The sequence below is a fragment of the Mycobacterium venezuelense genome, from assembly GCF_054919535.1.
This window is the reverse complement of record NZ_JBONDW010000006.1, coordinates 87,928-114,425: the sequence shown is the minus strand read 5'-3', so window position 1 is coordinate 114,425 and position 26,498 is coordinate 87,928. Positions and strand designations below refer to the sequence as shown.

General features: G+C 65.6%; 23 protein-coding genes. 11 read left to right on the top strand and 12 right to left on the bottom strand.

The window, feature by feature from the left end; translation table 11 throughout:
* Positions 1-9: 9 nt before the first annotated feature.
* On the top strand, positions 10-1,695 hold the full coding sequence (atzF, locus tag ACRCUN_RS11695; RefSeq protein ID WP_462142035.1) for an allophanate hydrolase: 1,686 nt from the start codon (positions 10-12) through the stop codon (positions 1,693-1,695).
* 100 nt (positions 1,696-1,795) lie between these two features.
* On the opposite strand, the gene ACRCUN_RS11690 is transcribed toward atzF, so the two are convergent.
* A complete protein-coding gene (locus tag ACRCUN_RS11690) occupies positions 1,796-2,374 on the bottom strand; it encodes a TetR family transcriptional regulator (protein WP_462141807.1) in 579 nt (192 codons plus the stop codon).
* A gap of 181 nt (positions 2,375-2,555) precedes the next feature.
* Here ACRCUN_RS11690 and ACRCUN_RS11685 point away from each other — a divergent pair, with 181 nt between their 5' ends.
* A complete protein-coding gene (locus ACRCUN_RS11685; protein WP_462141806.1) occupies positions 2,556-4,151 on the top strand; it encodes an FAD-dependent oxidoreductase in 1,596 nt (531 codons plus the stop codon).
* On the opposite strand, the gene ACRCUN_RS11680 is transcribed toward ACRCUN_RS11685, so the two are convergent.
* From ACRCUN_RS11680 to ACRCUN_RS11670, 3 genes are read right to left on the bottom strand one after another with little or no spacing between them, the layout of a single operon-like run.
* The gene (locus ACRCUN_RS11680) at positions 4,129-5,025 is read right to left on the bottom strand and encodes a DMT family transporter (RefSeq protein WP_462141805.1); all 897 of its coding nucleotides are present in this window, start codon (positions 5,023-5,025) and stop codon (positions 4,129-4,131) included. The genes ACRCUN_RS11685 and ACRCUN_RS11680 overlap by 23 nt on opposite strands.
* Positions 5,026-5,050: 25 nt before the next feature.
* Entirely contained in the window at positions 5,051-6,193 is a 1,143-nt protein-coding gene (locus ACRCUN_RS11675; RefSeq protein WP_462141804.1) for an acyl-CoA dehydrogenase family protein, read from the bottom strand.
* Positions 6,194-6,205: 12 nt separating this feature from the next.
* Positions 6,206-7,438 carry an acyl-CoA dehydrogenase family protein gene (locus tag ACRCUN_RS11670; RefSeq protein ID WP_462141803.1) on the bottom strand — a complete coding sequence of 411 codons (1,233 nt, stop codon included), beginning with the start codon at positions 7,436-7,438 and terminating at the stop codon, positions 6,206-6,208.
* A 198-nt stretch (positions 7,439-7,636) separates the two neighbouring features.
* Here ACRCUN_RS11670 and ACRCUN_RS11665 point away from each other — a divergent pair, with 198 nt between their 5' ends.
* Positions 7,637-7,999 carry a PAS domain S-box protein gene (locus ACRCUN_RS11665; protein ID WP_462141802.1) on the top strand — a complete coding sequence of 121 codons (363 nt, stop codon included), beginning with the start codon at positions 7,637-7,639 and terminating at the stop codon, positions 7,997-7,999.
* A gap of 7 nt (positions 8,000-8,006) precedes the next feature.
* Here the strand turns inward: ACRCUN_RS11665 and ACRCUN_RS11660 are convergent, their stop codons facing one another.
* Together ACRCUN_RS11660 and ACRCUN_RS11655 are read right to left on the bottom strand one after the other, a co-directional pair.
* Positions 8,007-8,660 carry a TetR family transcriptional regulator gene (locus ACRCUN_RS11660; RefSeq protein ID WP_462141801.1) on the bottom strand — a complete coding sequence of 218 codons (654 nt, stop codon included), beginning with the start codon at positions 8,658-8,660 and terminating at the stop codon, positions 8,007-8,009.
* A 22-nt stretch (positions 8,661-8,682) separates the two neighbouring features.
* A complete protein-coding gene (locus tag ACRCUN_RS11655; protein ID WP_462141800.1) occupies positions 8,683-9,396 on the bottom strand; it encodes a TetR family transcriptional regulator in 714 nt (237 codons plus the stop codon).
* 474 nt (positions 9,397-9,870) lie between these two features.
* Between ACRCUN_RS11655 and ACRCUN_RS11650 the strand changes: the two genes are divergently transcribed.
* Positions 9,871-10,761 carry an FAD-dependent oxidoreductase gene (locus tag ACRCUN_RS11650; RefSeq protein ID WP_462141799.1) on the top strand — a complete coding sequence of 297 codons (891 nt, stop codon included), beginning with the start codon at positions 9,871-9,873 and terminating at the stop codon, positions 10,759-10,761.
* Here ACRCUN_RS11650 and ACRCUN_RS11645 read toward each other — a convergent pair.
* From ACRCUN_RS11645 to ACRCUN_RS11635, 3 genes are read right to left on the bottom strand one after another with little or no spacing between them, the layout of a single operon-like run.
* Positions 10,711-12,558 carry a bifunctional diguanylate cyclase/phosphodiesterase gene (locus ACRCUN_RS11645; RefSeq protein ID WP_462141798.1) on the bottom strand — a complete coding sequence of 616 codons (1,848 nt, stop codon included), beginning with the start codon at positions 12,556-12,558 and terminating at the stop codon, positions 10,711-10,713. The genes ACRCUN_RS11650 and ACRCUN_RS11645 overlap by 51 nt on opposite strands.
* A 19-nt stretch (positions 12,559-12,577) precedes the next feature.
* Complete coding sequence (locus tag ACRCUN_RS11640) at positions 12,578-14,737, bottom strand: Rv1355c family protein (protein WP_462141797.1); 2,160 nt, start codon at positions 14,735-14,737, stop codon at positions 12,578-12,580.
* Positions 14,734-15,486 carry a hypothetical protein gene (locus ACRCUN_RS11635; RefSeq protein WP_462141796.1) on the bottom strand — a complete coding sequence of 251 codons (753 nt, stop codon included), beginning with the start codon at positions 15,484-15,486 and terminating at the stop codon, positions 14,734-14,736. Before ACRCUN_RS11635 ends, ACRCUN_RS11640 begins: the two co-directional genes overlap by 4 nt.
* 496 nt (positions 15,487-15,982) lie before the next feature.
* On the opposite strand from ACRCUN_RS11635, the gene purU reads away from it, so the two are divergent.
* From purU to ACRCUN_RS11615, 4 genes are all read left to right on the top strand, one after another.
* Positions 15,983-16,873, top strand: a complete 891-nt coding sequence (gene purU / locus ACRCUN_RS11630; protein ID WP_462142034.1) for a formyltetrahydrofolate deformylase — start codon at positions 15,983-15,985, stop codon at positions 16,871-16,873.
* Positions 16,874-16,895: 22 nt separating this feature from the next.
* Positions 16,896-17,348: a MaoC family dehydratase gene (locus ACRCUN_RS11625; RefSeq protein WP_462141795.1), complete on the top strand. Its 453-nt coding sequence runs from the start codon at positions 16,896-16,898 to the stop codon at positions 17,346-17,348.
* 154 nt (positions 17,349-17,502) lie between these two features.
* Positions 17,503-18,831, top strand: coding sequence for a flavin-containing monooxygenase (locus tag ACRCUN_RS11620; RefSeq protein WP_462141794.1), 1,329 nt, complete (start codon positions 17,503-17,505; stop codon positions 18,829-18,831).
* Positions 18,828-19,778: an alpha/beta hydrolase gene (locus ACRCUN_RS11615; RefSeq protein ID WP_462141793.1), complete on the top strand. Its 951-nt coding sequence runs from the start codon at positions 18,828-18,830 to the stop codon at positions 19,776-19,778. Before ACRCUN_RS11620 ends, ACRCUN_RS11615 begins: the two co-directional genes overlap by 4 nt.
* Here ACRCUN_RS11615 and ACRCUN_RS11610 read toward each other — a convergent pair.
* Genes ACRCUN_RS11610 through ACRCUN_RS11600 form a run of 3 tightly spaced genes read right to left on the bottom strand, consistent with a single transcriptional unit; the run spans position 19,775 to position 23,233 of the window.
* On the bottom strand, positions 19,775-21,253 hold the full coding sequence (locus ACRCUN_RS11610; RefSeq protein ID WP_462142033.1) for a class I adenylate-forming enzyme family protein: 1,479 nt from the start codon (positions 21,251-21,253) through the stop codon (positions 19,775-19,777). The two genes, ACRCUN_RS11615 and ACRCUN_RS11610, sit on opposite strands and share 4 nt — an antisense overlap.
* A gap of 4 nt (positions 21,254-21,257) precedes the next feature.
* Positions 21,258-22,079 (bottom strand): mycofactocin-coupled SDR family oxidoreductase, encoded by an 822-nt coding sequence (locus ACRCUN_RS11605; RefSeq protein ID WP_462141792.1) that lies wholly within the window; start codon positions 22,077-22,079, stop codon positions 21,258-21,260.
* Complete coding sequence (locus tag ACRCUN_RS11600; RefSeq protein WP_462141791.1) at positions 22,076-23,233, bottom strand: acyl-CoA dehydrogenase family protein; 1,158 nt, start codon at positions 23,231-23,233, stop codon at positions 22,076-22,078. The genes ACRCUN_RS11605 and ACRCUN_RS11600 overlap by 4 nt, the downstream gene beginning before the upstream one ends.
* 114 nt (positions 23,234-23,347) lie before the next feature.
* On the opposite strand from ACRCUN_RS11600, the gene fabG reads away from it, so the two are divergent.
* Genes fabG through ACRCUN_RS11585 form a run of 3 tightly spaced genes read left to right on the top strand, consistent with a single transcriptional unit; the run spans position 23,348 to position 26,495 of the window.
* Positions 23,348-24,088 carry a 3-oxoacyl-ACP reductase FabG gene (fabG, locus tag ACRCUN_RS11595; RefSeq protein WP_462141790.1) on the top strand — a complete coding sequence of 247 codons (741 nt, stop codon included), beginning with the start codon at positions 23,348-23,350 and terminating at the stop codon, positions 24,086-24,088.
* Positions 24,085-25,305 (top strand): acetyl-CoA C-acetyltransferase, encoded by a 1,221-nt coding sequence (locus tag ACRCUN_RS11590; protein WP_462141789.1) that lies wholly within the window; start codon positions 24,085-24,087, stop codon positions 25,303-25,305. The genes fabG and ACRCUN_RS11590 overlap by 4 nt, the downstream gene beginning before the upstream one ends.
* Positions 25,302-26,495, top strand: coding sequence for an acyl-CoA dehydrogenase family protein (locus ACRCUN_RS11585; RefSeq protein ID WP_462141788.1), 1,194 nt, complete (start codon positions 25,302-25,304; stop codon positions 26,493-26,495). The genes ACRCUN_RS11590 and ACRCUN_RS11585 overlap by 4 nt, the downstream gene beginning before the upstream one ends.
* The last annotated feature ends 3 nt before the right edge of the window (positions 26,496-26,498 follow it).

Here is a 26,498-nt window from a genome sequence, read left to right as displayed (position 1 = left end):
TCATCGATGATGAGCGATCTTGCGAACGAATCATCGGCCATGACGCGCATCGCCGAGATCTTCGGCCAGATTCAGCAGAGTGGACGCACCGAGGTATTCATCCATCTGCGTGCACAGGCCGAGGTTGAGGCCGATTATCGTGCTGCCGAAGGCCCGCTGGCGGGCCTGGTGCTGGCGGTCAAAGACAATGTCGACGTCGCCGGTGTGCCGACGACAGCAGCGTGCCCCGGGTTCAGTTACACCCCCGATGCCGACGCACCGGTCGTCTCCGCTCTCAAGGCGGCCGGTGCCGTCGTCATCGGCAAGACCAACCTCGACCAGTTCGCGACCGGCCTCGTCGGAACACGCAGTCCCTATGGCGCGGTGCGGGATTCACGTCGGCCCGATTACATCTCGGGCGGTTCCAGTTCCGGTTCGGCGGTAGCGGTGGCGTTGGGTTTCGCCGACATCGCGATCGGCACGGACACCGCGGGATCGGGACGGGTGCCTGCCGGATTACAGGGCATCGTCGGGATCAAGCCGACGATCGGCGTGGTGTCCGCGGCGGGCGTGATTCCTGCGTGCGCGAGCTACGACTGTGTGACGATCTTCGCCAGGGACCTCGGGACGGCCGAGCGGGCGATGGCGGTCATGAGTGCCGGTGCTCCGCACCGCAATTGGCCGTCGGACACGCCGCTCGCCGCCGGAACGTCGCCCCGCGTGGCGGTGCCCGATCAGCTGCCCGGTCTGGATGCGGAGTGGCGAGTCGCGTTCGGCGCGGCAGTGCGCCAGGCGCAGGCGGCCGGGTTCGAGACGGTGCCGATCGCGATGGACGCGTTCTTCGCGGCGGCCGAGTTGCTGTACAACGGCGCGCTCGTCGCCGAACGATTTGATGCCGTCGGCGAATTCGTAACCACCGCATCGGCAGACGCTGGTCTCGACCCCACCGTGACGGCCATCGTCACTGCGGGTGGTAGGCATTCGGCGGCGGATCTGTTGCGCGACCGCCGTCGAGTAGAACAACTGCGGCATGAGGCGTTCGAGCAGCTGGCCGGCTGTGACGCTCTGCTCGTGCCGACGGCACCCGCGCATCCGACGATCGCCGAAGTCGCTGCCGATCCGATCGCGGTGAACAGCCGCATGGGTCGATACACCAACTTCTGCAATCTGTTCGACATGTGTGCGATCGCGATTCCGGCCGGCTCGGTGGCCGACGGTGCTCAGTTCGGTGTCACGCTGTTGGCGCCGGCGTTCCACGACGGCGTGATCGCCGATTTGGCGGGACGTTTCCTTGCCGAGCCCGCGGGTGCGGCCTGGCCCGAATCGGCAGGCGCACCCGTCACCGAACTCGCGGTGTTCGGCGCACACCTGCGCGGCCAGCCTCTGGAGCACCAGCTGATCGAACGAGGGGCGCGGTGGGCAGGGCCGATCGCGACCGCGCCTCGGTACCGGTTGTTTGCACTCGACACCGTCCCGCCCAAACCGGGCCTCGTGCGCGACGACGGCGGTGCGGCGATCCTAGGGGAGCGGTGGGTGCTTTCTGTTGCGGCATTGGGCGAGTTCCTGGCAGAGCTGCCCACCCCGATGCAGCTGGGCAAGGTCGAACTCGATGACGGCAGCTGGATCACCGGCTTCGGCTGCGACCATGTCGTGCCGGCGCAGGGTCGCGACATCACGGAATTCGGAGGTTGGCTGGCAGCGCAGACGCGGGTCTGACTTGGGCCGTGGCTCTGGCGCCAGGCCCGCGGGTGTCACGCCAGCGTGGCGCAGACGTCCGAGTGTCACGCCAGCGTGACAATGGCGCGGAAGGTAGCCGTTAAGCGTCGGGCACGATCACCGCGACCATGGTCTCGAGTTGGCGGGCCATCTGCCGGTAGCTCATCGCCCCGGTCTGCGCTTGCAACAACGCGCCCCAGAACACCGACTCCAGCGTCGCGAGCACTTCGGGCCATGCGCCCGCGCCCAGTGCGGTCGAGATACGTCGCCGTACCTCGGTCACAATCCGTGTCCGGACGTCGGCGACCGCGTCATCGTCGGTGCGCACCAGTGCCTCGGTGCACGCGCGCGCCAGCCGGGGTTCGTCGGCCAGCAGCAGGGTGATCGCCGAGAGCTGCTCGCCGACTCGGGTGGCAGAGTTCGCGGCGGGATCGATGACGAGCGGCAACACCGAGAGCCGGTGCAGGTAGAGCTCGGCGAACACCACCTCGACCGTCGGGAAATGGGCACACAGGGTTGCCGGTGCGATCTTGGCGCGTGCGGCCAGCGCCGGTACCGAGACGTCGCTCTGCGTGTCGAGCAGCTGTGCGGCCGCACCGAAGACCCGCAGATAGGTGTGCGTGCGTTGCGCATGCGCGTCGCGCAGCCGAGTGACAGCTGTCATCGCTGACCTGGACATGTGTCCAGGGTAAGACCCATCCTGGCGCATGGCAATGGCTTGGTCAAAGCGGCTTCTCATCACCGAGTTTCGCGTCCAGTTGAGGTACCCGAAGCTGTGGTGCGGGATCGCCAGCTGGAACTTTGCTTGTGCAAATCGGACAGGTGTCCAGTAAGCTTGCCGATCGATGAGAGGGGGCCGCGTGGCTTATGTGATCACCCAGAACTGCTGCAAAGACGCCAGCTGCGTACCGGTGTGCCCGGTGGACTGCATCCGTCCGGCCGACGGGTTCGGCGAGTTCAGCGGCAGCGAGATGCTCTACATCGACCCCGAGTCGTGCATCGACTGCGGCGCCTGCTTCGAGGAATGTCCCGTCGGCGCGATCCACTACGAGGAAGACCTGCCCGACGATTTACGGCGGTTCAAAGACCTCAACGCCGAATACTTCGCGCGGCACCCGCTTCAGCCCGACACCACGCCAGTGCGCGCGTCCCGACCGGGTATCGCGGCGGGCGCGCTGCGGGTGGCGATCGTCGGCTCCGGTCCGGCGGCCTGCTACGCGGCCGCCGAACTCATCGATGTCGACGGCGTGGAGATCAACCTGTTCGAGCGGCTGCCGACGCCGTTCGGCTTGATCCGCGCTGGGGTGGCGCCGGACCATCAGCACACCAAGTCAGTGGTCGGCATCTTCGATCGGATGTTCACCAACCCCCGGTTCACGTGTCACTTCAATGTCGAGATCGGCAGCGACGTCAGTCACGAGGAATTGATGGCGCACCACCACGCGGTCATCTACGCCGTTGGCGCCCCAGACAGTCGGCGGCTCGGCATCCCAGGTGAGGAGTTGGCAGGCAATCATCCGGCAGCGGATTTCGTCGGCTGGTACAACGGCCATCCCGACCACGCCGGGCACACGTTCGACTTGTCCACCGAGCGTGCGGTCATCGTGGGCAACGGCAATGTCGCTCTCGACGTCGCCCGCGTGATGTTGATGAGTCGCGACGCGCTGGCGGCGACGGATATCGCCGAACACACCCTGGAAGCGTTGGCCGACAGCGCAATCGACGAGGTTGTCGTGATCGCCCGGCGCGGTATCCGCGACGCGGCGTTCTCGGTCGGCGAGTTCCTGGCCCTGGGACACCTCGACGGCATCGACGTCGTGATAGATCCAGCCGACCTGCCAGACACCGACGAGGACGACGATGTCGAAACCTCGTTCAAGCTGAGGGTTGCCCGTGAATACGCACACCGCGAACAGGTTGCGGGTAACAAGCGCATCGTGTTTCGGTTCGGCACGTCACCGGTTGCCGTCGTTGGCGAACATCGCGCAGAAGGCCTGGAGGTGCGAAGCGACCGGCACGGCACAGACTTGATCGAGACATCGCTGATTCTGCGCTCGATCGGTTACCGCGGCCTGCCGATCAATGGGCTGCCGTACGACGATCGGACCGGGACGGTGCCCAACGACGCGGGCCGAGTCGCCGCCAGTGCACCGGGCACCTACGTCGCGGGGTGGATCAAACGTGGACCCCGCGGTGTCATCGGCACGAATCGGCTGTGCGCGGAACAGACCGTCGCACAAGTGTGGGCGGACTTCGATGCGGGATTGCTCGAGCGTGAGATCGACGATCGAGAGTCGTTGAATGCGCTCCTGACCCGCCGTGGATGCGAGGCGGTGGGCTGGACCGGTTGGCGTGCGATCGACGCCGCCGAACGCACCCGCGGCGAGCAAGAAGCGCGACCGCGGATCAAGTTCGTCACGATCGACGAACTGCTCACCGCGGGCCGGCCCGCGTAGGTTCGGCAAGCTCGGGCTCCGGTTCCCGCGGCTTGCGGGTGGCGAGTACCGATCCGGTCAGGATGAGCGCGAGGCCCGCGACGTTCCATGCGGTCAACGGCTCACCCAGCACGATCACACCCGCGGCCAGCGCCACCGCGGGATTGACGTAGGTGAAGACCAGGGCCCGTGCGGCGCCGACCTCCCGGATGAGCGCGAAGAACACGATGAAGGCCAGCGCCGTGCAGATGACCGCGAGTGCGGCGAGCGCGAAAAGCACGCGTTCGGATGGCATTTGGTCGGGCCACGTCAGGGCGGCCGGGGTGGCATAGATGAGTGCGGCGACCGTCAGGCACGCCGCGGTCAACGGCAGCGTCGGAACGTCACCCAGATAGCGGGCCGCCACGAGCGGCGCGATCGCGTAGCACGTCGCCACCAGCAGAACCTCGGCGATCGGCCAGGCGTGCCCACCGGCCAGGCCGGGCCCGGCGAGCACCGCGACCCCGGACAGGCCGACGCCGAGGCCGACAATTCGTTTGACGCCCAGCCGCTCGCCACCGGTGAGGCGGTCAAGAACCGCGGCGATGATGGGGGCGGCGGCGATGAGCAGGCCCGTCATCGAGCTGCTCAGGTGCCGTTCGGCGTCGGTCAACAACAGCCAGGCGGCGATGATCTCGAAGAACGCGAAAGCCAACACCGGCTTCCAATGCCGCAGAACCGGAGCCCAGGCCGCTCGCGACATCGCCAGCGGCAACAGCACGGCCGCGCCGACCGCCGTGCGGGCCAAAACCAGAACCGGTACCGAAACCCCTTCGACCGCGATTTTGATCAGCAGGTACGGAATGCCCCAGATGATGCTCATCGCGCCGAACAGCAACCAGCCGCGAAAGCTCACCGTCCCACCCTACGGGCGGCAGACCTCAGGGCCGCGTCAACTGTGCGTATCGGGTGATGTGGTGGTCGGTCGAGCCGAACTCGTACTGCACCGCCGTGAGCCGCTTGAAGTAGTGACCGATCGCGAGCTCTTCGGTCATGCCCATCCCGCCGTGCAGCTGCACCGCGTTCTGGCCCACGAAGCGGGCGGCTCGGCCCACGGTCACCTTGGCGGCCGACACCGCTTGGGCCCGCGCGGCGGGTCCGGAGTCCAGGTTCAACACCGCCAGGTATACCGCTGCCGAGGCTTGTTCGACCTCCATGAGCATGTCGACCATGCGGTGCTGCAGCGTTTGGAAACTGCCGATCGGCTGGCCGAACTGCTGGCGCTGCTTGCAGTACTCGACGGTGTCGGCGAGCACTTTGCGCATCCCGCCAACGGCTTCCGCGCACACCGCCGCCGCACCTTCGTCGCGGGCCAGTTCCAGGGACGGCCAGGCCCCGCCTTCTTCGCCGAGCAGCGCATCGCCCGGCAGTCGTAAGCCGTCGAAGCTCAGATCCGATGCCCTGCGGTCATCGACGGTGCGGTAGTGATGAGCCGTGAAACCGTCTGCCGCCGAGCTGAGGTCGACGAGGAACAACGAGATGCCCTCGGCGTCGCCGCGTTCCCCCGAGGTACGCGCCGTGACCAGCAGGTGGGTAGCAAGCGGTGCGCTCACGGCCATGATCTTCGTGCCATGCAACACCCATTCGTCACCATCGCGCCGAGCGGTCGTGGCGGCGTCGCCCCAGTTGTCCCCGGATTCCGGCTCGGTAGCCGCGAGTGTGACGACTGCTGCGCCGGACACCAGGTCTTCCAGGAGTGCCTGGGCGCGTTCGGTGCCCGCGCGATGCAGCAGGCCACCCGCAACCACGACGGTGTCGACGAACGGTTCGACCACGAGTGCGTGCCCCAGGGCCTCGGCGATGACCATCGCCTCGACCGGTCCGCCGCCGATTCCCCCGGCTTCCTCGGGCAGGGTCGCGCCGAGAATTCCGAGCTCATCGGCGAATCCGCGCCAGATCTCCGGTTGCCAGCCCGCGCCCAGCTTGGCTGCGGTTCGGCTCGACTGCAGGTCGTAGCGGCTGGACAGGAACTTGGTTAGCCCGTCCCGCAGCAGTTCCTGTTCCTTGGTCAGGTTGAAGTCCATCACTGATTCCCGTCAGAGTCCGAGGGCCGCTTTGGCGAGGATGTTTCGCTGAATCTCGTTGCTGCCGGCGTAAATTGAGCCGGCCCGGTCGTTGAAGTACCGCAGCGGTGCCACGGCCTGCCACGGCTCGCCGCTGACATAGCCGTCCGCCGGGGGCTCGTACTCGGCGATCGGACCGCCCGGGCACGTCGCGTGCGGTTGATAGGCCCGGCCACGTGGGCCGGCCGCTTCCATCGACAGCTCGGTCAGCGTCTGGCTCAGTTCGGTGGCCAAAACCTTGAGCATGGAAGAAGCGGTGCCCGGATTGCGTCCCTCGGCCACTGCCGCCAGCACCTGGTACTCCAGGATTTCCAGCACGTCGGTGCGGATGCGGGCGTCGGCGAGCTTACGGCTGAACGCTGGATCATCGATCAGCGGGCCTTCACCCGGACCCGGCTGGTCCGCGGCCGCCGCCGCGATTTCCTCGGCGAGCACCTGTAGTGCCGGGGCAGACGCGCCGCCGCCGCGCTCGAACTCGAGCAGGTACTTCGCGACCGTCCAACCGTCGTCGATCGTGCCGATCACATTGGACTTCGGCACGCGCACTTCGTCGAAGAAGACCTGGTTCTGGACCTCCTCGCCGGACGTCATGACGAGCGGCCGGATCTCGATACCCGGTGAGGACATGTCGATCAGCACGAACGTGATGCCCTGCTGCTTCTTGCCCGTGCGGGACGTGCGGACCAGTGCAAACATCCAGTTCGCCTCGCGTGCGTGGGTCGTCCAGATCTTGCTGCCCGTGCAGACGAGGTCGTCGCCGTCGGCAACCGCCGACATCGACAGCGCGGCAAGGTCCGAGCCGGCCTCGGGTTCCGAATACCCCTGGCAGAAGAACACTTCACCGGTCAGGATGCGGGGAAGGAAGTACTCCTTCTGCGCGTCGGTGCCGAACGCGATGATCGCGTGGGCCACCATCCGAATACCCATGGGGGACAACGACGGTGCGCCGGCCAGCGTCGATTCTCTGCTGAAGATGTAATGCTGCGTCAGGCTCCAGTCGCAACCGCCGTGCTCGACCGGCCAGGCCGGGGCCGCCCACCCGCGCTCATGCAGGATCGCCTGCCAGGCCATGCTGGCGTCGTGATCGGCATACACGCTCGTCATCAGCCGACCGGCCCGCCGTAGTTCCGGAGTCAGCTTCTGCGCGAGAAAGCCGCGCACTTCGTCGCGGAACTCCTGGTCGGATTTCGACCACTTCAGGTCCATGCCATGCCCCTGTCTGCCGATGTCGCCCCCACAGAGTAAACCTAGTTAGTCATGTGGCGTGCGCCACCCCGGCTCATGAGCGGCCACTGACGCTCCCTCTCTCCAAAGGTGCTGGCCACGGCTGGTAACCCGCGCGGCGCAGGGGCAATAATCGGAGGCGTGGAGCGGCGACAGAACGGTCAGGGCACTGACTCACCGATGGCACTTCTGCAGCAAATGCCTGCGCTCGTCGTTTTGGAGCGGTTTCCAGTTCCGGTGCTCGCAATCGCCGCGGACGGAGCAATCCTCTTCGCCAACAGCGCTTTTGCCGAAATGGTCGGCCACAGCGCCGACGCGCTTAACATGATGAAGTTTGCTGACATTTTTCACTCGTTGCCCGCTGACGAGTCGGCCGTATCCGTCGTACGCGCACACGCCGATCTCATCGTCGATCTGGTACATCACGATGGCTCCATCGTGCGGGCCAGAATGAGCAAGTCGGCACTGCTGCGGGGCGACGACCCCGTAGCGCTCGCGACGTTCCAGGACCTCACCGAACGGTTGTGGGTGGACGAGCTGTAATCGCGTTCTATTGGGCGGTGGGGGACCGCCGCAGCGATTCGCGAGCCAGGAACTCGCGGAAGTAGTCAAGCGATTCTTCGCTGACGATCGCCGGCAGTAACAACTCCCAGGTGTGGGCCACCCGTTGTCGGAGAGCTACCCCGGTCACACCGGCCTGAGACAGCGCTTCGGCGCCGAGGATGGAGCCCAGGATGACTTCGGAGGCGCCTTGGACGTCCAACTCCGCACGGAGATCGCCCTCGGCGGCGGCCTTGCCCATCTGCTCGGTCAGTTCGTCCAGCCAGCTCGTATAGACGCGTCCGGCGACCTCGTTGATTCCGGTGAACGTGCGCAGCAACTGCATGCCGATCTCTGCCACTTTGTCGGTGCGGCTGAAATCGCACACCACGAACATCCCGTGGATGACGTTCTCCAGTGCGGGCGACGCCGATTCGGTGATGGAGCGGAGAGCGGCCAGCATGCTGGCTCCGCACTCGTCGATGATCGCCTCTGCCAAGGATTCCTTGGAGTCGAAGTGGTAGTAGAGCGCGCCTTTCGTCATCTCGGCGCGTTCGATGATCTCGCCCAGACCCGTTGCGGGGTAACCCATCTCGCTGAATACGTCAACGGCGGCGGCAATGATCTTGCGTCTGGTGATCCCGGATCGGGCTTGGCGTGGCATGTCGATGTCTTTGACGGTCCGGTCACCCTGACCCGGTGCGGGCGGTCGTGTCGAAGCCGGTTTCTCCGACGTTGAGCGGTTCTACGTTCCGTATCGCCAACGCGGTACGCCGCCGGATGAACTGGCCGAGGTAGCCGAGTCGGTCGGGGTTGGCGAAGCCCGGCAGGACGAGCTTCCAGCTCTGTTCGAGGTCGGTGAGAAAACGCTGCGGGTCGTCGAGGTCGCTTGTCTGGCGCGTGCCGAGATACATCGACACCAGCAGTCTTGCGACGGTCTGCGGGTCGCTTTCGGGGGCGATGTCCCCTTCATCGGCAGCCCGTCGCGCGATGTCGGTGAATCCGTGCACCCAGGCGTCCAGCACGCGCGGTCCCAACCCGTCGGTGCGGCCGATGGACTCGACCAGGTTCAGGCCTGCGCGCGCCATGGTGTCGCCGATGTCTTCCGCGGCCAGTAGGCACGTGATGTCGATCAGTGTCTCCAGACCGGACAGGTTGCGCGCCAGCACCTCTTCGACGGCGAGACGCGACTGTTCGGCGCGGTGATCGACGATCGACGATGCCAGCGCATGCTTGGACCGGAAGTGGAAGTAGAGCGCGCCCTTGGTCACCTCGGCGTCGGCCAGGATGTCGTCAAGGCTGACCAGGCTGTATGGCTTGCGTGCGAACTGACCGGCCGCGGCTTGAAGGATCTGAAGCCGGGTGAGGTGTGCTCGGCGGTCGAGCTGCTCGGTCACCAACCAACCTCGAAATCTTTGCGACTGCAATGTCGGGCGAATATGCGGATCCCGTCGGGTGCGGGGTACGGCAATTCTTTCATCTGGTCTTCCTGGGGCAGACACACCAGCGGTCGTGTCCTCATTGGCCTCGCCGTCGCGTCGAAATACTCAAAGTCTCCGTGGCACGTGCAGAACATTCTAAAGGTATGTAAGGTGCGTAGCGTGATAACTCTTGGTTCGCCGTGGCTGAGCCGAGCAGCGTTGGATCGCGCCCCCGCTGCCGGTGCTGCGACGGACCGTGCAACAACGCCGTCGGCGTTCGCGCAGAGTTATCCTGTGTGCGTTGCCATGGCCTGCACCGGCAATCCCCCTCGAATCCCGGTGCGGGCCGTGGCAACCTCATACCTTCGGCATCAACCGCGTCGGATGACGCTGGTACCGGCCTGTCCGTCAGCCACAACCGCGCTCGCTTCCGATGGGTCGGGACGTCGATAGATGATGTGGGACGACGAATTCGATGTAGTTTGCTGCGGCACGGGCTTCGGTGCTCTGGCGACGGCCATCACGGCGATGGACGCCGGCCTTGAGGTCTTCGTGGCCCGGGCCGGGCAGCAAGACGCGACCACGCCCAGCCGGTGGCTGGGCGAGAGGATCGAAGATCCGGAGACCCGCGACTATTTCGACGGCCTGACCCAGGACCTGGGCCCACGAGAAGCCGCCGCGGTCGAAGCGGATGTGTCGATCCGCGCGATGAGTGACCTCAGTCCGGCTGAGCTCAGCGGTCCCGTGCCCCCGTTCTACGGTGCACGTCTCAGGGACTGGGCCTCGCGCTGCCTGCTCTCGCCCTACGGAGTGCTTTACACCCGGCTTCTCGACCGCGGAACCACCCCGATGCGGACACCGGCCGGCGCGGAGATCGACGTCAAAGTGATCGGTGCGATCCAACCCGACCACGGCATCAGCGCGTCATCGGCAGTCAACGAATGGCTGCTCAGCCAGACCCGTGAGCGCGGCGTTCAGATATCGGACGGCATCTCACTGGAACGCATCGTGTTCGAGGAAGGCGAGATTGTGGGCGCGGTGCTCACCACCGCCGACGGTCCACTCGCACTGCGCGCTCGTCACGGCATCGCGATCGCCATGCCGAGCCGACATGGCGCCGGTGCCGCCCACGCGCTGCCCGAACACCGACACTCGTTGCAGGTCGCCTTGGTGGGCCACAGCGCGAGCAGATTCGGCCGGGTCGAACTACTGGCCACCGACTCCCCGAAACCATCGCGGTCGGGCTACTGCCGGATCAACCGTCTGCACGACGGGCTGCACGAGGCCGGGCGTTCACATGCGCGGGGCAGCCGAGAAGTGCACGGGTACCCGCCCCTTGGCTAGCAGCGTCTGCATCTCGCTGCCCAGAATCGGCTTCGAAAGCAGGAAGCCCTGCGCTCGGTAGCACCCGTGGCGCAACAGGGTGAGCGCGGCGCGTTCGGTCTCGACGCCTTCGGCAACCAGTTGCAGCCCGAATGCTCCGGCGAGGGCGATCACGGCCCGCACGATCGGAAGGTCGCCGGGATTGGAGCCGAGTTCGGCGACGAAGCTGCGGTCGATCTTCAGGGTGTCGACGGGCAGCGATTTCAACAGCGACAGCACGCTGTATCCGGTGCCGAAATCGTCGATGGCCACCTGGACCCCGACGTTGTGCAGGCCGGTCAGCGTCGTGCGGGTCGTTTCGATGTCCTGGACCACAACGCTTTCGGTGATCTCCAGGCACACCGAACCGCGCGGCAGACCGAACTCGCTCATGATGCTGGCCACCGAGTCGACGAACCCGTCGGTCACCAGCTGAACCGGCGACACGTTGATCCGCAGGACGATGTTGCGGCCAACGCCGTTGGCGCGCCAGCGGGAGAACTCGGCGCATGCCGTCCGCAGCACCCAGCGACCCAACTCGCCCGCCAGGTTGATCGATTCGGCCACGCCGATGAACGAATCGGGGGCCAGTAGACCGCGGGTCGGATGCTGCCAGCGGACCAGCGCCTCGGCGGCCAGCACCTCGCCGGTGCGCATGTCGATCTCGGGAAGGTAGTGCAGAAGCAGTGCGCCGCTTTCGATCACGCTCTGCAGGTGCAGTTCGATGTCGTTGCGGAAGTCGATTTCCATCGCCATCGCATCGGAGAACACGGTGACCTTGTTGCCGCCTGAGCTCTTGGCGGTGAGCACCGCGTGGTCGGCGCGGTTCAGCACGTCCGATGTCGAATCCCTGCCCGGAATGCCTTCGGCCAAACCGATGCTGACCGTGCGGGTGAGCATCTCCCCGTCGACGGTCACGCGCTCGCGCAGCACCGACTGCAGCCGGTAGGCGAGTGCGGTAGCCGCCTCGGCCGACATCGGAGCCGCGGGAACGACGACGAATTCGTCGCCGCCGAGCCGCGCGATCAGCTTCGGCTGGTCGTCGCCGCGTTGAAGCCGCTGGGCCAGGATGCTGATGAATGCGTCTCCGGCGGTATGACCCAGGTAATCGTTGATGGCCTTCAACCGGTCGAGGTCGAAGAACAACACCGACACCGGGCCTGGCTGTCCAGGGGCCAGCCGGGCCTCCAGGTGCGCCATCAGAGCGCGCCGGTTGTGCAGCCCGGTGAGGTGGTCGTGGTCGGCGAGATAACGCAACCGTTCCTCCGCCTCGATGCGGGCCTGCACTTGCGCGAACAGCGATGCGATCGCCTTGAGTGCGTTGAGCTCGGCGGGCTGCCACTCGCGGTCGCCGAACTTGACGAAGCCCAGTACACCGGTGGTGACGTCGCCCGAAAGCAACGGAACACACGCCATCGAGGTGCTCGGGATGTGCCGCCCGGCCTCGATGGTGCGCTGGTAATCGTCGGTGGCCGGCTCTGGCCGGAACACCGCGGGCTCCTTGAGATGTTCGGCCATCGCGAATACCGGGTCGGCGTCGGCGAAGTGGATGACGGCGATCGGATCGGTCGGCGAGTCCAGGGGACGCGGTGGCCACTCGGCGACCAACCGCGTCGCGTGCGCTCGATGATCGTTGTGCCGCAGAAAGCTCACATCGACGTCGAAGAAGGACACCAGTTCGGCCAGTACCTGCTGACTGACCGGCACCGAGGTTGCCGCGTCGACCGCCATCAGTTGCGTGGCCACCGACGTGACAAGAAAGTCCAGGCTGCCTGGCACCGACTACCTCCGGTCTTCGTCAGCCGTACTGCGGCGTCTGACCCGGCAGATGGGCCCGACGCCGACTGCGTACGGTCGGGCGCGGTGCGAAGGACAACCTGAGCACCAACGCCTGCGATTCGTCGCGCTCGGTCGTGGTCAACCTGCGGAAAGAGTACTGCAGATCGCGCAGCGTCCCGGCGTGGGCCATGGACAACTCTTCGAGGTCACGGTCGTCGTGGGCATAGAGGAACACCGGCGACACCGGTTGAACGGCAAGCCCGTTCTGCTGCGCGGCCACCCACACCGACTCCACTGCCGAACCGGCTTGCGCGTAATCGGTCAGCCGGCGTCCCCGTACCGAGACGACTGCGAGGGCAGAACTCGATGTCACCCGCTCGTAGGTGTCGTCGCCGAGCGCCGCCCCGGCGTCCCAGTCCGACAACTTCGCCATCACGTCCGGGCGGCGCAGGATGTCCAGCAGCACCAGGTCGGCCGGATCGAGTCCGAGGGTCGTCACGTCGATCCCGGAGTCCTGAGCCGGGTCACCGGGCCAACGCAGTTCGGAGATCATCTCCTGGTGCAGCGTCGGGGTGAGATAGCGGATCCGGTCGGTCTTGGCGAGAAGGCCTGCCGCCGTTTCGATATCGGCCCGTGTGTCGAGAACCGTCAGCCTGGCGCCTTCCTGAAGGGCTGCCGTGCGCAGCGTCTCCAGCACGTCCGGCGCGATCGGGGCCGCGGTTCCCCGCAGTCGGTTGGTCTCGCGCTGCAGCATGGGTTCGTACAGCGCCGCAAGTTCCGGTGCCGCGCCGGGAGACATGCTCATCGTGCCGTACAGCGGCGTACCTTCATCGCCGCGCGACCACTCGATCCGCCCCGTCAGCCCGTGTGCGGCAGCGGCGACCCGCGCATTGAACGCCGCGGCGCCCAATGCCACCGCGCTGCCGCGGTAGCCCACGTCCATCGTGCTGGTGTACTTGATCGCCAACCGCAGGTTGAGCTGGGTGTCGCTCGACTCGATGTGCCACGGTTGGACATTGCCTCCCGACGGTGCACGGGCGGCGGCCATCGCGATGATCTCGGCCACGTCAGTCGGTTCAGTCGGCCGCTGATCGTCGTCAGGTTCGGATGGCTCGCGCCGCGCGGTCAGCGGGTCGTCGATCCGGTCGAGCGTGTCAGCGATGTCGACACGCACTCGGCCGGAGCGCATCGGCTCGCCCAGCCCGATGCGCCGCACAGCGTCGGCGACGACGGTGGCCCCGAGTACCACCTCGGCGGCCAGTTGCGGCCAGGTCGTCAGTGTCCGGCCGACCTCGACGAGCGAGGCGGCCATCCGAGGCGACAACTGCGGTGCGTCGAGTATCCGCAGCACATGCGGCACCTTGTCCTTGCTGCTCAGTCCCGCCAGCTGTGCGGTTTCGATGTCGCCGAGCAGGCCGTGCAGAATCGGCCGCGTCGGTTCCAGGTCGAACCGCTCCACGTCGAGCAATCCCCGATCGGCGGTTGCCATCAGCACGGGAAGGTGCCGGGCTCGGGCCGCTTCGCGTACAAGGACTTTCGCGTCGAGCGAATCGCATTCCTCGACCACGATGTCGAGGCCGCGGACGAACTCGTCGATCGACTCCGGCTGGGCGCCGCCGAGATCGACCCGAACCGGTAGATACGGATCGATCTCGGCGATTCTGCGCGCAGTCACCACGGCCTTGTTGACGCCTAGGTCGAACACCGTGCCAGGCACCCTGTTGAGGTTGGGCAACTCCAATTCATCGAAGTCGGTGAGCCTCAACTCGCCGCAAAGGCCCTCTGCGGCAAGGTTATATGCGATGGCATGGCCCACACTGAGCCCGATGACCCCGACTTTGAGCTTCGCCAGCCGCTGTTGTTCGGCGGCGCTGATGAGGTTGCGGTTGCGGTCGAGGCGTAGCCGGTGAAATGCCCGCGGGCCGACGATGTGCACGACGCTGCGTCGCCACGGGTAGTACACCCATCTGGTCGGCTCGTCGAGGATGTCGGGCTCGACCTTCGGTACGAGCCCGACAAGGGCCTCCTGCTGCTGTCGGCAGTCGTCGATGACGGTGACCCGTGGATCGGCTCGTAGCTTCTCGAGGATGCCGACACCGGATGCGCTGTCGGCGTCGATGATGACGGCACTGTGCGGTGCGCTGCCGTCGATGTCGGTGAGATCGTCGTTGTAGGTCATTGCCCTGCCGCGGTAGAAGTGTCGGAGTCATCGTTGTCGTCGAGCCGTGGACCGATCCGCTGTGCCTCGGAAAAGTACGACGAAAGTTGTTTCGGATCAGCATGGTTGGCGAAGGTTCGGCGGTCCCACCACATCATCTTTGTTTGGTAGCGCTCATCCGGGTAGGGCGTCGCCGGGATCTTGGCGGCCAATACCCCGCCCGACGACAGCCATCGCTTGAGCACATAGGCGGCCGCGGTCGCCATCGCGAACTGCGTGTTGAGCAACGTCATCGAGTGCAACGGCATCCGGGCCAGCGTGTCGGTGAGCGCGCGACTCTGTTCCGGATCATCGCAGACCCACGCCGTTTTCATCTCGACGACACCGAAGGGCAGCCGGTCGGCCACCATCTTGCGCACCGCATCGAGCCCCGGCTGTCCACTCCATTCAACGACCGCATGGCATTCCTCGGTGTTCTGGTAGGGACCCTTGGCTCGCAGACCGCCGACCACGTGTCCGGCGTCGTTGATTCCGACGCAGAACAAAGCGGTGTCGGCACCGGTGTGCAGTGCCTCCATATCGAGGGCGCGCTCAACACCGTGCTTAAGATAGTTGCGTTCTGCGCCGCGGACGTATTCCGACCACAGTTCGCGCTCCATACCTGGCTCGGCCACCACGATCGTGCATTCGCTTCCGGGATCCCACCAACTCGGGCTTTTTTCGAGAGCGACGGGGGAGCTGCCTGCGGCATCGAGATGAGGAGCGGTCATGTGGTGTCCATTTCGTCCGGTCAGCCGCACCCCCGACTGGTACGGCTGATTTTGGTGCGCAGCACGGTTGTGCGAATACGCGACATGAGTATCCCGCCGGTCAGCGTTGTAATTCCAGCTAGCCGAGAAAGCTTGTCCAGCGGCGTGTTGAATTTCGCACTCCCGTAGCCCAATTACCTGCAGGTAAGTGCGATTATGGCAAATTCGGAACTGCCGATAAATGGCGTTTACGATGGACAATCGGTGCGGATAGCAAATTTTCATATTGACGTTGACGTCGAATGATCTTTGTTGGCGTCAGTTTCGGCCAGTTTTGCTGTCGTCGCGCGAGCCAGCCGCTTCGCGTCTTGTGGGCGAACGTGAACTCGAATGGGCCCACCGCGGTCGCCTGCGCGGCGGATCGGTAAATGGCGATGTCTTCTTCGCGGTATTTCGACCGCCCGGCACGTGGCCGGTTCTGCAACCCGGACCCGCGCCGGGGGAGAATCTGGTGGTGATGGCGCAGGAGTATCCGAAAGCAAACGCCCTACCGGCCCAGGACATGGGCCGGCTGCTGCTGCGGTGTGCCGACCGGCCGGGGTTGGTCGCGGCGATCAGCAGCTTTCTCACCGGCGCCGGCGCGAACATCGTGTCTCTGGACCAGCATTCCACCGAGCAGTCCGGTGGCACCTTCATCCAACGCACGATCTTCCACCTGCCCGGTCTGACGGCGGTGCGCGATGGCCTGGAACGTGACTTCCGTGAGCAGGTGGCGGGTCCATTCGACATGGATTTCCGGCTCACCGAGGCGTCCAAACCCAAGCGGGTGGCGTTGATGGCGTCGCGCGAGGATCACTGCCTTTTGGACCTGTTGTGGCGCAATCGGCGCGGTGAGCTCGATATGTCGGTCGTGATGGTGATTTCGAACCACCCCGACCTGGCCGATCAGGTCCGGGCATTCGGCGTTCCGTTTCTCTATGTGCCGGCCACCAAAGAGAACCGTGCCGAGGCCGAACAACGGCTCTTGGACCTGTTGCGGGGCAATGTCGATCTGGTGGTGCTCGCCCGCTACATGCAGATCCTGACCCCGGAGTTCCTCGACGCGGTGGGTTGCCCGTTGATCAACATTCACCATTCGTTCCTGCCGGCGTTCATCGGTGCGGCCCCGTACCGCCGGGCCAAGGAGCGCGGGGTCAAACTCGTCGGCGCGACAGCGCATTACGTGACAGAGGATCTCGACGAAGGGCCGATCATCGAACAGGATGTCGTCCGGGTGGATCACCGCCACACGGTCGACGACCTCGTGCGGCTGGGTGCCGATGTGGAACGGCTGGTGTTGTCCCGTGCGGTGCTGTGGCACTGTGAGGACCGCGTAATCCGGTTTGGGAACCAAACGGTGGTCTTCTGACCACGGTCCGAGAGGAGTGACGGTGAAGGTCTTCGAGAATCTTGACGAGTTGGTCGCGGCGGCGGGCAGCGAACTGGGGCCGACTGAGTGGACGGAGATCACCCAGGATCGGGTGAATCTGTTCGCCGACGCCACCGACGATCACCAGTGGATTCATGTCGACCCCGACAAAGCCGCCGCCGGCCCCTTCGGCGGGACGATCGCCCACGGTCTGCTCACCCTGTCCCTGTTGCCGTACTTCACCCATCAGCTCTACCGCGTCGACAACGTCGCCATGGCGATCAACTACGGCTACAACAAGGTTCGGTTCATCACGCCGGTGCGGGTCGGAGCCAAGGTGCGGGCCCGCGCCCAGATCGCCGATGTCGCCAAGCTCGACGGGGCGGTGCAGGCAACGATGACCGTGACGGTCGAGATCGAGGGTTCGGACAAGCCGGCGGCAGTCGCCGAGTCCATCATCCGGTTCATCGGCTGATTTTCTTTCGCGAGCAGACACGGAATCGGCCTCAGGGCACCTGCTCCGGTGCGATTCTGTGCCTGCTCGCACGCTGTGGCTGACACTTGTCAGATTTCATTGACGTCCGTCAAATGGCGCTGTTAGTGTGCTGCATCACAACGTGAGGAGCACTGTGTTTCAGCAATCGCCACCGCGGACCGCGATCATCGGGGCGGGCATCAGCGGGCTCACCGCGGGCAAGATGCTCAAGGACTACCGGGTGCCCTACACGACCTTCGAGACCTCCGACCGCATCGGCGGAAACTGGGCTTTCGGAAACCCCAACGGACACAGCAGCGCCTACCGGTCGCTGCACATCGACACGAGCAAGCATCGACTGTCGTTCAAGGACTTTCCGATGCCCGAACACTATCCGTCGTTCCCGCACCACTCCGATATCAAGGCGTATCTGGACGCCTACGCCGATGCGTTCGGACTCCTCGACAACATCGAGTTCAACAACGGGGTGGTGCACGCGTCGCGCGCCGACGGCGGCGGCTGGGAGATCGAGGACCAGGCGGGTGCGCGACGCCGGTTCGACCTGCTCGTCGTGGCCAACGGCCATCACTGGGATCCCCGGCTGCCGGACTTCCCTGGCACCTTCACCGGCCAGGCGATCCACTCGCACCACTACATCGACCCCACCTCACCGCTCGACCTCATCGGCAAGCAGATCCTTGTCGTTGGTATCGGCAACAGTGCCGCGGACATCACCGTGGAGCTGTCCTCCAAAGCCCTGCAGAACCAGGTCACGCTGTCGACGCGGTCAAGCGCCTGGATCGTCCCGAAATTCATTGCGGGACAACCCGGTGACAAGTTCTTCCGTACCACGCCCTACCTGCCGTTGTCATGGCAGCGAAAGGCGGCGCAGTTGATCGCGCCGGTGCTCGGCACGGATCCGACTGCCTACGGCCTGCCCGCACCCAATCACAAGCTGTTCGAAGCGCATCCGACCCAGTCGGTGGAACTGCCGCTGCGGCTCGGATCCGGTGATGTCAAGCCCAAGCCGAACGTGACCCGGCTCGACGGTGACACCGTCCACTTCGAAGACGGTACGAGCGGTGTCTTCGACGCGATCGTGTATGCGACGGGGTACAACATCACCTTCCCGTTCTTCGATCCCGATGTCGTCAGCGCTCCCGACAACCACATCCGGCTCTACAAGCGCATGTTCAAGCCGGGAATGGCGGATCTGGTGTTCATCGGCTTCGCACAGGCGATTCCGACGCTGTTCCCGTTCGTGGAATGCCAGTCCCGGCTGCTCGCGGCCTACGCGGTCGGGCGTTACGCGTTGCCGTCGGCATCCGAGATGGAACGGGTGATCGACGCCGATCAGCAACTGCACGCCGGGCACTGCACCGACCGGCCCCGCCACACCCAGCAGGTGGACTACTTCTACTACGAGCACGATCTCCAGAAGCGTGAGCTGCCTGCCGGCGCGAGTAGGGCCCAGACCGTATGACCCACAACGATGTCACCTTCTACTCCGAGGGCGATCGGTGTAATGCATGGCACTTTCCCGGCGTAGGAGACGCGTTCGCCGGGCCGGCAGGCCGCCCGGTGGTGGTGATGGCGCACGGCTTCGGCGGCACGAAGGACTCCGGTCTCCAACCCTTCGCCGACCGGTTCAGCGCCGCCGGACTGGATGTCTTGGCTTTCGACTACCGCGGCTTCGGCGCCTCAGAAGGCTCACCGCGGCAGAGTGTTTCGGTCGACCGCCAGCTCGCCGACTACGGCGCCGCGCTCACCGCCTCGCAACGCCTGCCCGGGGTTGACCCGGGGCGGGTGGTGTTGTGGGGCTCGTCGTTCTCGGGCAGCCATGTGCTGCGTACGGCGGCGCGATGCAGCGACGTCGCGGCAGTCATCGCGATGACCCCGCTGACCAGCGGGCTGGCTGCGAGCCGGGCCGCGGTGGCCCACCGCGACGTCGGTTCGGCGCTGCGCTGGACGTTGGCCGGTCTCAAGAGCCGCGTGGCCGTGGCGCGGGGTGGTGCTCCGACGCTGATGCCGTTGGCCGCGCGGCCCGGCGAGCCGGGTGCCCTCGCCCTCGACGGCGCCTACGAGAGCTACCTGTCGATCGCCGGGCCAACCTGGCGCAACGAGGTTGATGCGGGTATCGGCATGGAGCTGGTGCGCATCCGCACCGCCGCGGCCGCCAAAAGCCTGAAATGCCCTGTCCTGGTGCAGATCGCCGACTTCGACCGGTTCGTCCCGGCCGACTCGGTTGTCAAGACCGCCGTGCAGGCCAGAGCCCAGGTGCACCACTACCCGTGCGACCACTTCGATGTCTGGCCGGGCCACGACTGGTTCGACACCGCGGTCGAGGATCAGCTGCGGTTCCTCGCCCGTTCCTTGATATCCGCGAGCAGACGCGAAGGTACCCAAATTCCCGCCGATACCGGTACCTAGATGTCTGCTCGCGAGTGGTAAAGCGCCGCAACGTCACCCGGGCGAACCTTCATCGCCGCGTTGCGGGGCAGAGCGTCGGCGATCGCTATCGCCACCGGCACGTGGTGGCTCGGCAGTGCCTCCCGGACCACGTCTTTCAACTCCGCCTCGGTCGGTGGCGGCGCACCCTGTCTCAGTTCCACCGCGGCGAATGGGACCGCGCCGAGACGCGAGTCGGGTACCCCGACGACACAGGCGTCGCGAACCGACGGGTGTGCGATCAGCACCCGCCGCACTGTTTCCGGCAGAATCTTGAAGCCGCCGCGGTTGATGGCACCGTCGCCACGGCCGTGCAGGGTGACGAAATCGTCCACGTCGATCGATGCGAGATCGGTGGTGCGTACCCAATCCGGTCCGATGACTTCCACACTGGCCTCCAACAGGCCGATGGCGCCGGCCTGGACCGGATCGCCGGTGTCGGGATCGACGACGCGGACCCGGACGCCCGGCAGGGGTCTTCCCACACTTCCGGGCTTCTCGGCACCGTACTCGCGGTACAGATCCGGCGTCCAGGCGCAGACCGATCCAGCGAATTCCGTTGCGCCATAAGCCCATAACAACGGTATGCCGTAGCGCTTCTCGAACTCTGCTTTCAGTTCGGGTTCCAGCGGCCCGGAACCGCCGGGCAGATACTCCAGTGAGGCCAGATCGTCTTTGGGCACGTCGGCTTCCAACAGCATCCGGATGATCGCGGGCTGGACGCCAGTCCGGCGTATCCGGTAGGTCTTGACCGCCCGTACCCATTCCTCGACGGTGAACTTCTCCAGCAGGACCATGCGCTTGCCGTTGCAGGGCGCGGCCAGCAATTGGCAGATGCCGATGCTGCCGAACGGCCAGTACACCAGCTCCGGTGGATCGTCGGGCTGCGTCGTGGTCCCGATCGTCATGCTGAGCACGGTATGGGCAAGCACGTGTGTTGCCACCGGGATCCGCTTGGGTGGGCCCGTGGTGCCGCTGGTGAGAATGTGTAGGCCGGCGCCGCCCAGTGCTGGCTCGGGGCGCACGGTGCCGCGGGGCGCCGTCTCGGTCACCGCGAGTGGCTCGCTCGACAACGCGATGCCTGCGGACCCGGCACATCGTACCGCGGCACGCAGCTGTGGTGTCCAGTCCTCGGTGCCGGCGACTATCGCTGCGACTCCGAGGTTTTCGGCGTCGCGGGCGATCGAGGTTGTCGACTGATACGAGTAGATCATCGCCACGGGACGGCGCGCGGCGATGAATCCCAGAATGGCCGCGGCGTGCGGTGGGCGGTTGCGCACCACGATGCCGACCGCCTCGTCGTCTCCAACGCCGGCCTCGCGCAGTGCCGTCGAGATCCGGCCGATGTAATTCGTTATAGCGTTGCCCGACAGCCACGTTCGATTGAACTCGAGAAACGGCCGTTCGCCGTAGCCGGCCAATCCGGCCGCGAGCATTTCGGCGAAGTCGGCGGTCATCCGGTCAGAACTGCGTGGCACCCAGGTCGACCGCGACGCGGCTGGCCGTGACGAACCGCGACTCGTCGCTGGCCAGCCACACGGCGGCGTCGGCGATGTCCTCGGGCTCGGCGATGAAGTCGGGCAGGAACGGCGTGACCATGTTCATCAGGCCGGGATTCGTCTCATTGGCCCGGTTGAGGGCGGCCATCATGTCGCCGGTGCCCATCGGGGTGTTGACAGCGCCGGGATGCAGGCTGTTGACCCTGATCTTGTGCTTGCCCAGTTCGGCGGCGAAGGCACGGGCCAGCCCGGTGACCCCGTGCTTGCTGGCAGTGTAGTGAACCATGAACGGCTGCATCTTGATTCCCGCTGCTGAGCTGATCAGGATGATCGAGCCGCCGCGGCCGCCGTCGATGATGTGCTGGGCACCCGCCATCACGGTGTTCCAGGTACCGGTCAGGTTGATGTCGATGACATCGCGAAACGACTCCGGCGTGGTCTCGTTCCAGGCTTCGGGGACCGTGATGCCCGCGTTGGCGACGATGATGTCGAGCCTGCCGAACTCGGCCACGCCTTTGTCGACCACAGCCCGCAGAGCTTCGAGATCGCGAGTGTCTGCAGCGGCAGCCGAGATTCGCCTGCCGGTGTCCTCGACCAGGCGCACGGTCTCGGCGAGGTCCTCCGGCGTCGCCGAGTCGTAGGGGACGCTCGGCGGAAGTGGACCGGCGATGTCGATCGCGATGATGTCGGCGCCTTCCTTGGCCATCCGCACCGCGTGGGCGCGGCCCTGACCGCGGGCCGCTCCGGTGATGAAGGCGACTTTTCCGGTGAGCCGCTCGGTCATTTCTGCGCTCCTTTGACGAGGTTCGAACCGATGATGAGGCGCTGGATCTCGCTCGTGCCTTCGTAGAGGCGCAGGAGCCGAACTTCGCGGTAGATCCGCTCTACGGGGACCTCACGCATATATCCGGTGCCGCCGTGGATCTGAACCGCGAGATCGGCGACGTTGCCTGCCATTTCGGTGCAGAAGAGCTTGGCCGCCGAAGGAGCGATGCGCCGGTCTTCGCCGGACACCCACTTGGCTGCGGCGTCACGAGCCAACGCCCGTCCGGCCAGGACACCGGTCTGCTGGTCGGCGATCATCGCCTGCACGAGCTGGAAACTGCCGATGGGCTGACCGCCTTGAGTGGCGGCGGCCGCGTACGCGACCGACTCGTCGAGTGCACGTTGCGCGGTGCCGACAGCCAATGCGGCGATATGGACGCGCCCGCGGGCCAGCGAGGTCATCGCGGCCCGGTACCCCACATCCTCGCTTCCACCCACGAGCGAGCCCGCCGGGACACGGACGTCGGTGAAGTTGACGTCGGCCGTCCAGGCGCCCTCCTGGCCCATCTTGGCGTCCTTCGTGCCGACCTCCACGCCTTCGGCGTCGGCCGGTACGAGAAACACCGCGATTCCGGGGCCGTCATCGTCGGCCGGGCGGGTGCGCGCGAACACGACGAACAGGTTCGCGGTGGGCGCGTTGGTGATGAAGCGCTTTTGGCCCGTGATGACCCAATCGTCGCCGTCGCGAACAGCCTTGGTGCGCAAGCCCGCCGGATTTGACCCGGCGCCGGGCTCGGTGAGCGCGAAAGAAGCGACCACGTCGCCGGACGCGATGCCCTCCAGCCATTGGGTCTTCTGCTCGTCGGTGCCGAAGCCGACGAGCACCTGGCCGGCAATGCCGTTGTTGGTGCCGAACATCGACCGCAGCGCGAGTGATGTATACCCGAATTCCATTGCGAGTTCGACGTCCTGGGCGAGGTTGAGGCCAAGGCCGCCCCACTCCTGCGGTATGGCGTAGCCGAACAAGCCCATCTTCTTGGCCTGATCCCGCAGATCGTCGGGGACCGCGTCGGTGGCGAGGATTTCGCTTTCTCGTGGAACGACGGCAGTCCGGATGAAGCTGCGGGTCTGCGCCAGGATCTCCTGGAAATCCTCGTTGCTGACTTCGGTCACAGAGTTGACTCCTTCGCGTCATCGCATAGGGGGCCGCGCGTGGCCAATATCGTATATGAAATATGATCCTGCTCTAACAGCGCCCCGGCTTCGAGAGTTAGGACAGGTGATCAGGTGTCATTGCTGACCGACCAGACTGCGGTGGTTACAGGTGGAGCCCAGGGTTTGGGCCTTGCCATCGCCAAACGTTTCATCGCCGAGGGTGCTCGCGTGGTGCTCGGAGATCTCAACGTGGAGGCGACCGAGGCCGCTGCCCAGGAACTCGGCGGTGCCGACGTCGCAACGGCCGTGCGCTGCGACGTCACGTCCGCATCCGACGTACAAGCGCTGGTCGACGCGGCCGTGCAGCGCTTTGGTGGGTTGGACATCATGGTCAACAACGCAGGCATCACGCGCGATGCCACCCTGCGCAAGATGACCGAAGAACAGTTCGATCAGGTCATCGCCGTGCACCTCAAGGGCACCTGGAACGGCACGAAGTCGGCCGCGGCGATCATGCGCGAAAACAAGCGCGGGGCGATCGTGAACATGTCGTCGATCTCGGGCAAGGTCGGGCTCATCGGTCAGACGAACTACTCGGCGGCCAAGGCAGGCATCGTCGGCATGACGAAGGCGTCGGCCAAGGAACTGGCGCATCTCGGGGTTCGGGTGAATGCCATCCAGCCGGGCCTTATCCGTTCCGCGATGACAGAGGCCATGCCGCAACGGATTTGGGACCAGAAGCTGGCCGAGGTGCCGATGGGCCGGGCCGGTGAACCGGACGAGGTTGCCAAGGTGGCGCTGTTCCTGGCCAGTGACCTGTCGTCGTACATGACGGGCACCGTCCTCGAAGTGACGGGTGGTCGGTACGTATGACAACGCGCGACGCCGTCATCTGCGAACCGGTCCGCACCCCGATCGGCCGCTACGGCGGCATGTTTCAGACACTCACCGCGGTCGAGCTCGGTGTCGCCGCGCTCAAGGGCCTGCTCGAGCGCACCGGTGTCGCACCGGAACAGGTGCAGGATGTGATTCTCGGGCACTGCTATCCGAATAGTGAGGCACCGGCGATCGGCCGCGTCGTGGCCCTCGATGCCGGCCTGCCGGTGACGGTCCCGGGCATGCAGGTGGACCGGCGCTGCGGCTCCGGATTGCAGGCCGTGATCCAGGCCTGCCTGCAGGTGCGCAGTGGCGACAACGATCTCGTCGTCGCCGGCGGTGCGGAGAGCATGAGCAACGTCGCGTTCTACTCGACCGACATGCGATGGGGTGGAGCCAGAACGGGTGTTCAGATCCACGACGGACTCGCGCGCGGACGCACCACGGCGGGCGGGCAGTTCTATCCGGTACCCGGCGGGATGCTGGAGACCGCGGAGAACCTGCGCCGCGAGTACGGGATCACCCGCGCCGAGCAGGACGAGCTCGCGATGCGGTCACACCAGCGCGCGGTGGCCGCCCAGGCCGAGGGCGTGCTGGCCGAGGAGATCATCCCGGTGACGGTGCGCACCCGCAAAGGTGACGAAACGGTCAGTGTCGACGAGCATCCGCGCGCCGACACCACGGTTGAGGCGCTCGCGAAGCTCAAACCTGTTCTACTCAACCAAGACCCGGATTCCACCGTGACGGCGGGCAATTCCAGCGGCCAGAACGACGCGGCCTCGATGTGCATCGTCACGACACCGGACAAGGCTGCCGAACTCGGACTGACGCCACTTGTGCGATTGGTGTCGTGGGGTTCGGCAGGCGTCGCGCCGAACATCATGGGTATCGGTCCGGTGCCGGCCACCGAGGTCGCGCTCGCGAAAGCCGGCCTGCAGCTGAGTGACATCGACCTGATCGAGCTCAACGAGGCGTTCGCCGCGCAGGCGCTCGCGGTGATGAAAGAGTGGAAGTTCGGTGCGGCAGATCACGAGCGCACCAACGTCCGCGGATCGGGGATCTCGCTCGGTCACCCGGTCGGCGCCACCGGTGGCCGGATGTTGGCCACACTTGCGCGGGAACTGCACTGCCGCGAGGCCCGGTACGGCCTGGAGACGATGTGCATCGGAGGCGGGCAGGGACTGGCCGCCGTTTTCGAAAGGGTGGCATCGTGACCAGACTCGCCCAGACCCTGGGACTCACCGAGTTTCAGACCGAGATCGTCTCGACGGTAAGACAATTCGTCGACAAAGAGATCATCCCGGCGGCTCAGGAGTTGGAGCACTCCGACACTTATCCGCAGGCCATCGTTGACCAGATGAAAGAGATGGGCCTGTTCGGGTTGATGATTCCCGAGGAGTACGGCGGCCTTGGCGAATCCCTGCTGACCTATGCGCTGTGCGTCGAAGAACTGGCACGTGGCTGGATGAGCGTGTCCGGGGTGATCAACACCCACTTCATCGTCGCCTACATGATCCGCCAGCACGGTACCGATGCCCAGAAGCAGAACTTCCTGCCGCGCATGGCGACCGGTGAGACGCGCGGCGCGTTCTCGATGTCGGAGCCAGAGCTCGGCTCCGACGTGGCGGCCATCCGTACCCGTGCCACCAAGCAGGCCGACGGTGGGTACGTCATCGACGGCCAGAAGATGTGGCTGACGAACGGGGGCAGTTCGACGTTGGTCGCGGCCCTGGTGCGTACCGACGAGGGTGCCGACAAACCACACCGCAACCTGACGGCATTCCTGGTCGAGAAGCCAACTGGTTTCGGCGAAGTCGTTCCCGGCCTCATAATTCCGGGCAAGCTCGACAAGCTCGGCTACAAGGGCATCGATACCACCGAGCTGATCTTCGACGGGTATCGGGCCAGTGCCGACGACGTCCTCGGCGGTGTCACGGGGCAAGGCTTCTTCCAGATGATGGACGGTGTCGAGGTCGGGCGGGTGAACGTGTCCGCACGCGCCTGCGGTGTCGGTATCCGGGCCTTCGAGCTTGCGGTGCGTTACGCGCAGCAGCGCCAGACATTCGGCAAGCCCATCGCTGAGCATCAGGCGGTGGCGTTCCAATTGGCCGAGATGGCAACCAAAGTCGAGGCAGCCCATCTGATGATGGTCAACGCGGCCAGACTGAAGGATTCGGGCGAGCGCAACGACGTGGCCGCGGGCATGGCCAAGTATCTGGCCAGTGAGTTCTGCTCGGAGGTCACGCAGCAGAGCTTCCGGATCCACGGCGGCTACGGGTATTCCAAGGAATACGAGATCGAGCGGTTGATGCGTGACGCGCCGTTCCTGCTCATCGGCGAGGGCACCAGCGAGATCCAGAAGAACATCATCAGCAAGCGCCTGCTTGCCGACTACCGGATCTGACGC

What these genes read in the sequence shown, in the direction of transcription:
- ACRCUN_RS11690 (WP_462141807.1), bottom strand. Translation starts at nt 2,374, where the DNA reads ATGTCCAGGTCAGCGATGACAGCTGTCACTCGGCTGCGCGACGCGCAT.
- ACRCUN_RS11615 (WP_462141793.1), top strand. Translation starts at nt 18,828, where the DNA reads ATGACCCACAACGATGTCACCTTCTACTCCGAGGGCGATCGGTGTAAT.
- ACRCUN_RS11665 (WP_462141802.1), top strand. Translation starts at nt 7,637, where the DNA reads ATGGCACTTCTGCAGCAAATGCCTGCGCTCGTCGTTTTGGAGCGGTTT.
- ACRCUN_RS11610 (WP_462142033.1), bottom strand. Translation starts at nt 21,253, where the DNA reads ATGACCGCCGACTTCGCCGAAATGCTCGCGGCCGGATTGGCCGGCTAC.
- ACRCUN_RS11650 (WP_462141799.1), top strand. Translation starts at nt 9,871, where the DNA reads ATGATGTGGGACGACGAATTCGATGTAGTTTGCTGCGGCACGGGCTTC.
- ACRCUN_RS11670 (WP_462141803.1), bottom strand. Translation starts at nt 7,438, where the DNA reads ATGGACCTGAAGTGGTCGAAATCCGACCAGGAGTTCCGCGACGAAGTG.
- ACRCUN_RS11640 (WP_462141797.1), bottom strand. Translation starts at nt 14,737, where the DNA reads ATGACCTACAACGACGATCTCACCGACATCGACGGCAGCGCACCGCAC.
- ACRCUN_RS11605 (WP_462141792.1), bottom strand. Translation starts at nt 22,079, where the DNA reads ATGACCGAGCGGCTCACCGGAAAAGTCGCCTTCATCACCGGAGCGGCC.
- purU (WP_462142034.1), top strand. Translation starts at nt 15,983, where the DNA reads ATGGCGCAGGAGTATCCGAAAGCAAACGCCCTACCGGCCCAGGACATG.
- ACRCUN_RS11660 (WP_462141801.1), bottom strand. Translation starts at nt 8,660, where the DNA reads ATGCCACGCCAAGCCCGATCCGGGATCACCAGACGCAAGATCATTGCC.
- atzF (WP_462142035.1), top strand. Translation starts at nt 10, where the DNA reads ATGAGCGATCTTGCGAACGAATCATCGGCCATGACGCGCATCGCCGAG.
- ACRCUN_RS11675 (WP_462141804.1), bottom strand. Translation starts at nt 6,193, where the DNA reads ATGGACTTCAACCTGACCAAGGAACAGGAACTGCTGCGGGACGGGCTA.
- ACRCUN_RS11635 (WP_462141796.1), bottom strand. Translation starts at nt 15,486, where the DNA reads ATGACCGCTCCTCATCTCGATGCCGCAGGCAGCTCCCCCGTCGCTCTC.
- ACRCUN_RS11590 (WP_462141789.1), top strand. Translation starts at nt 24,085, where the DNA reads ATGACAACGCGCGACGCCGTCATCTGCGAACCGGTCCGCACCCCGATC.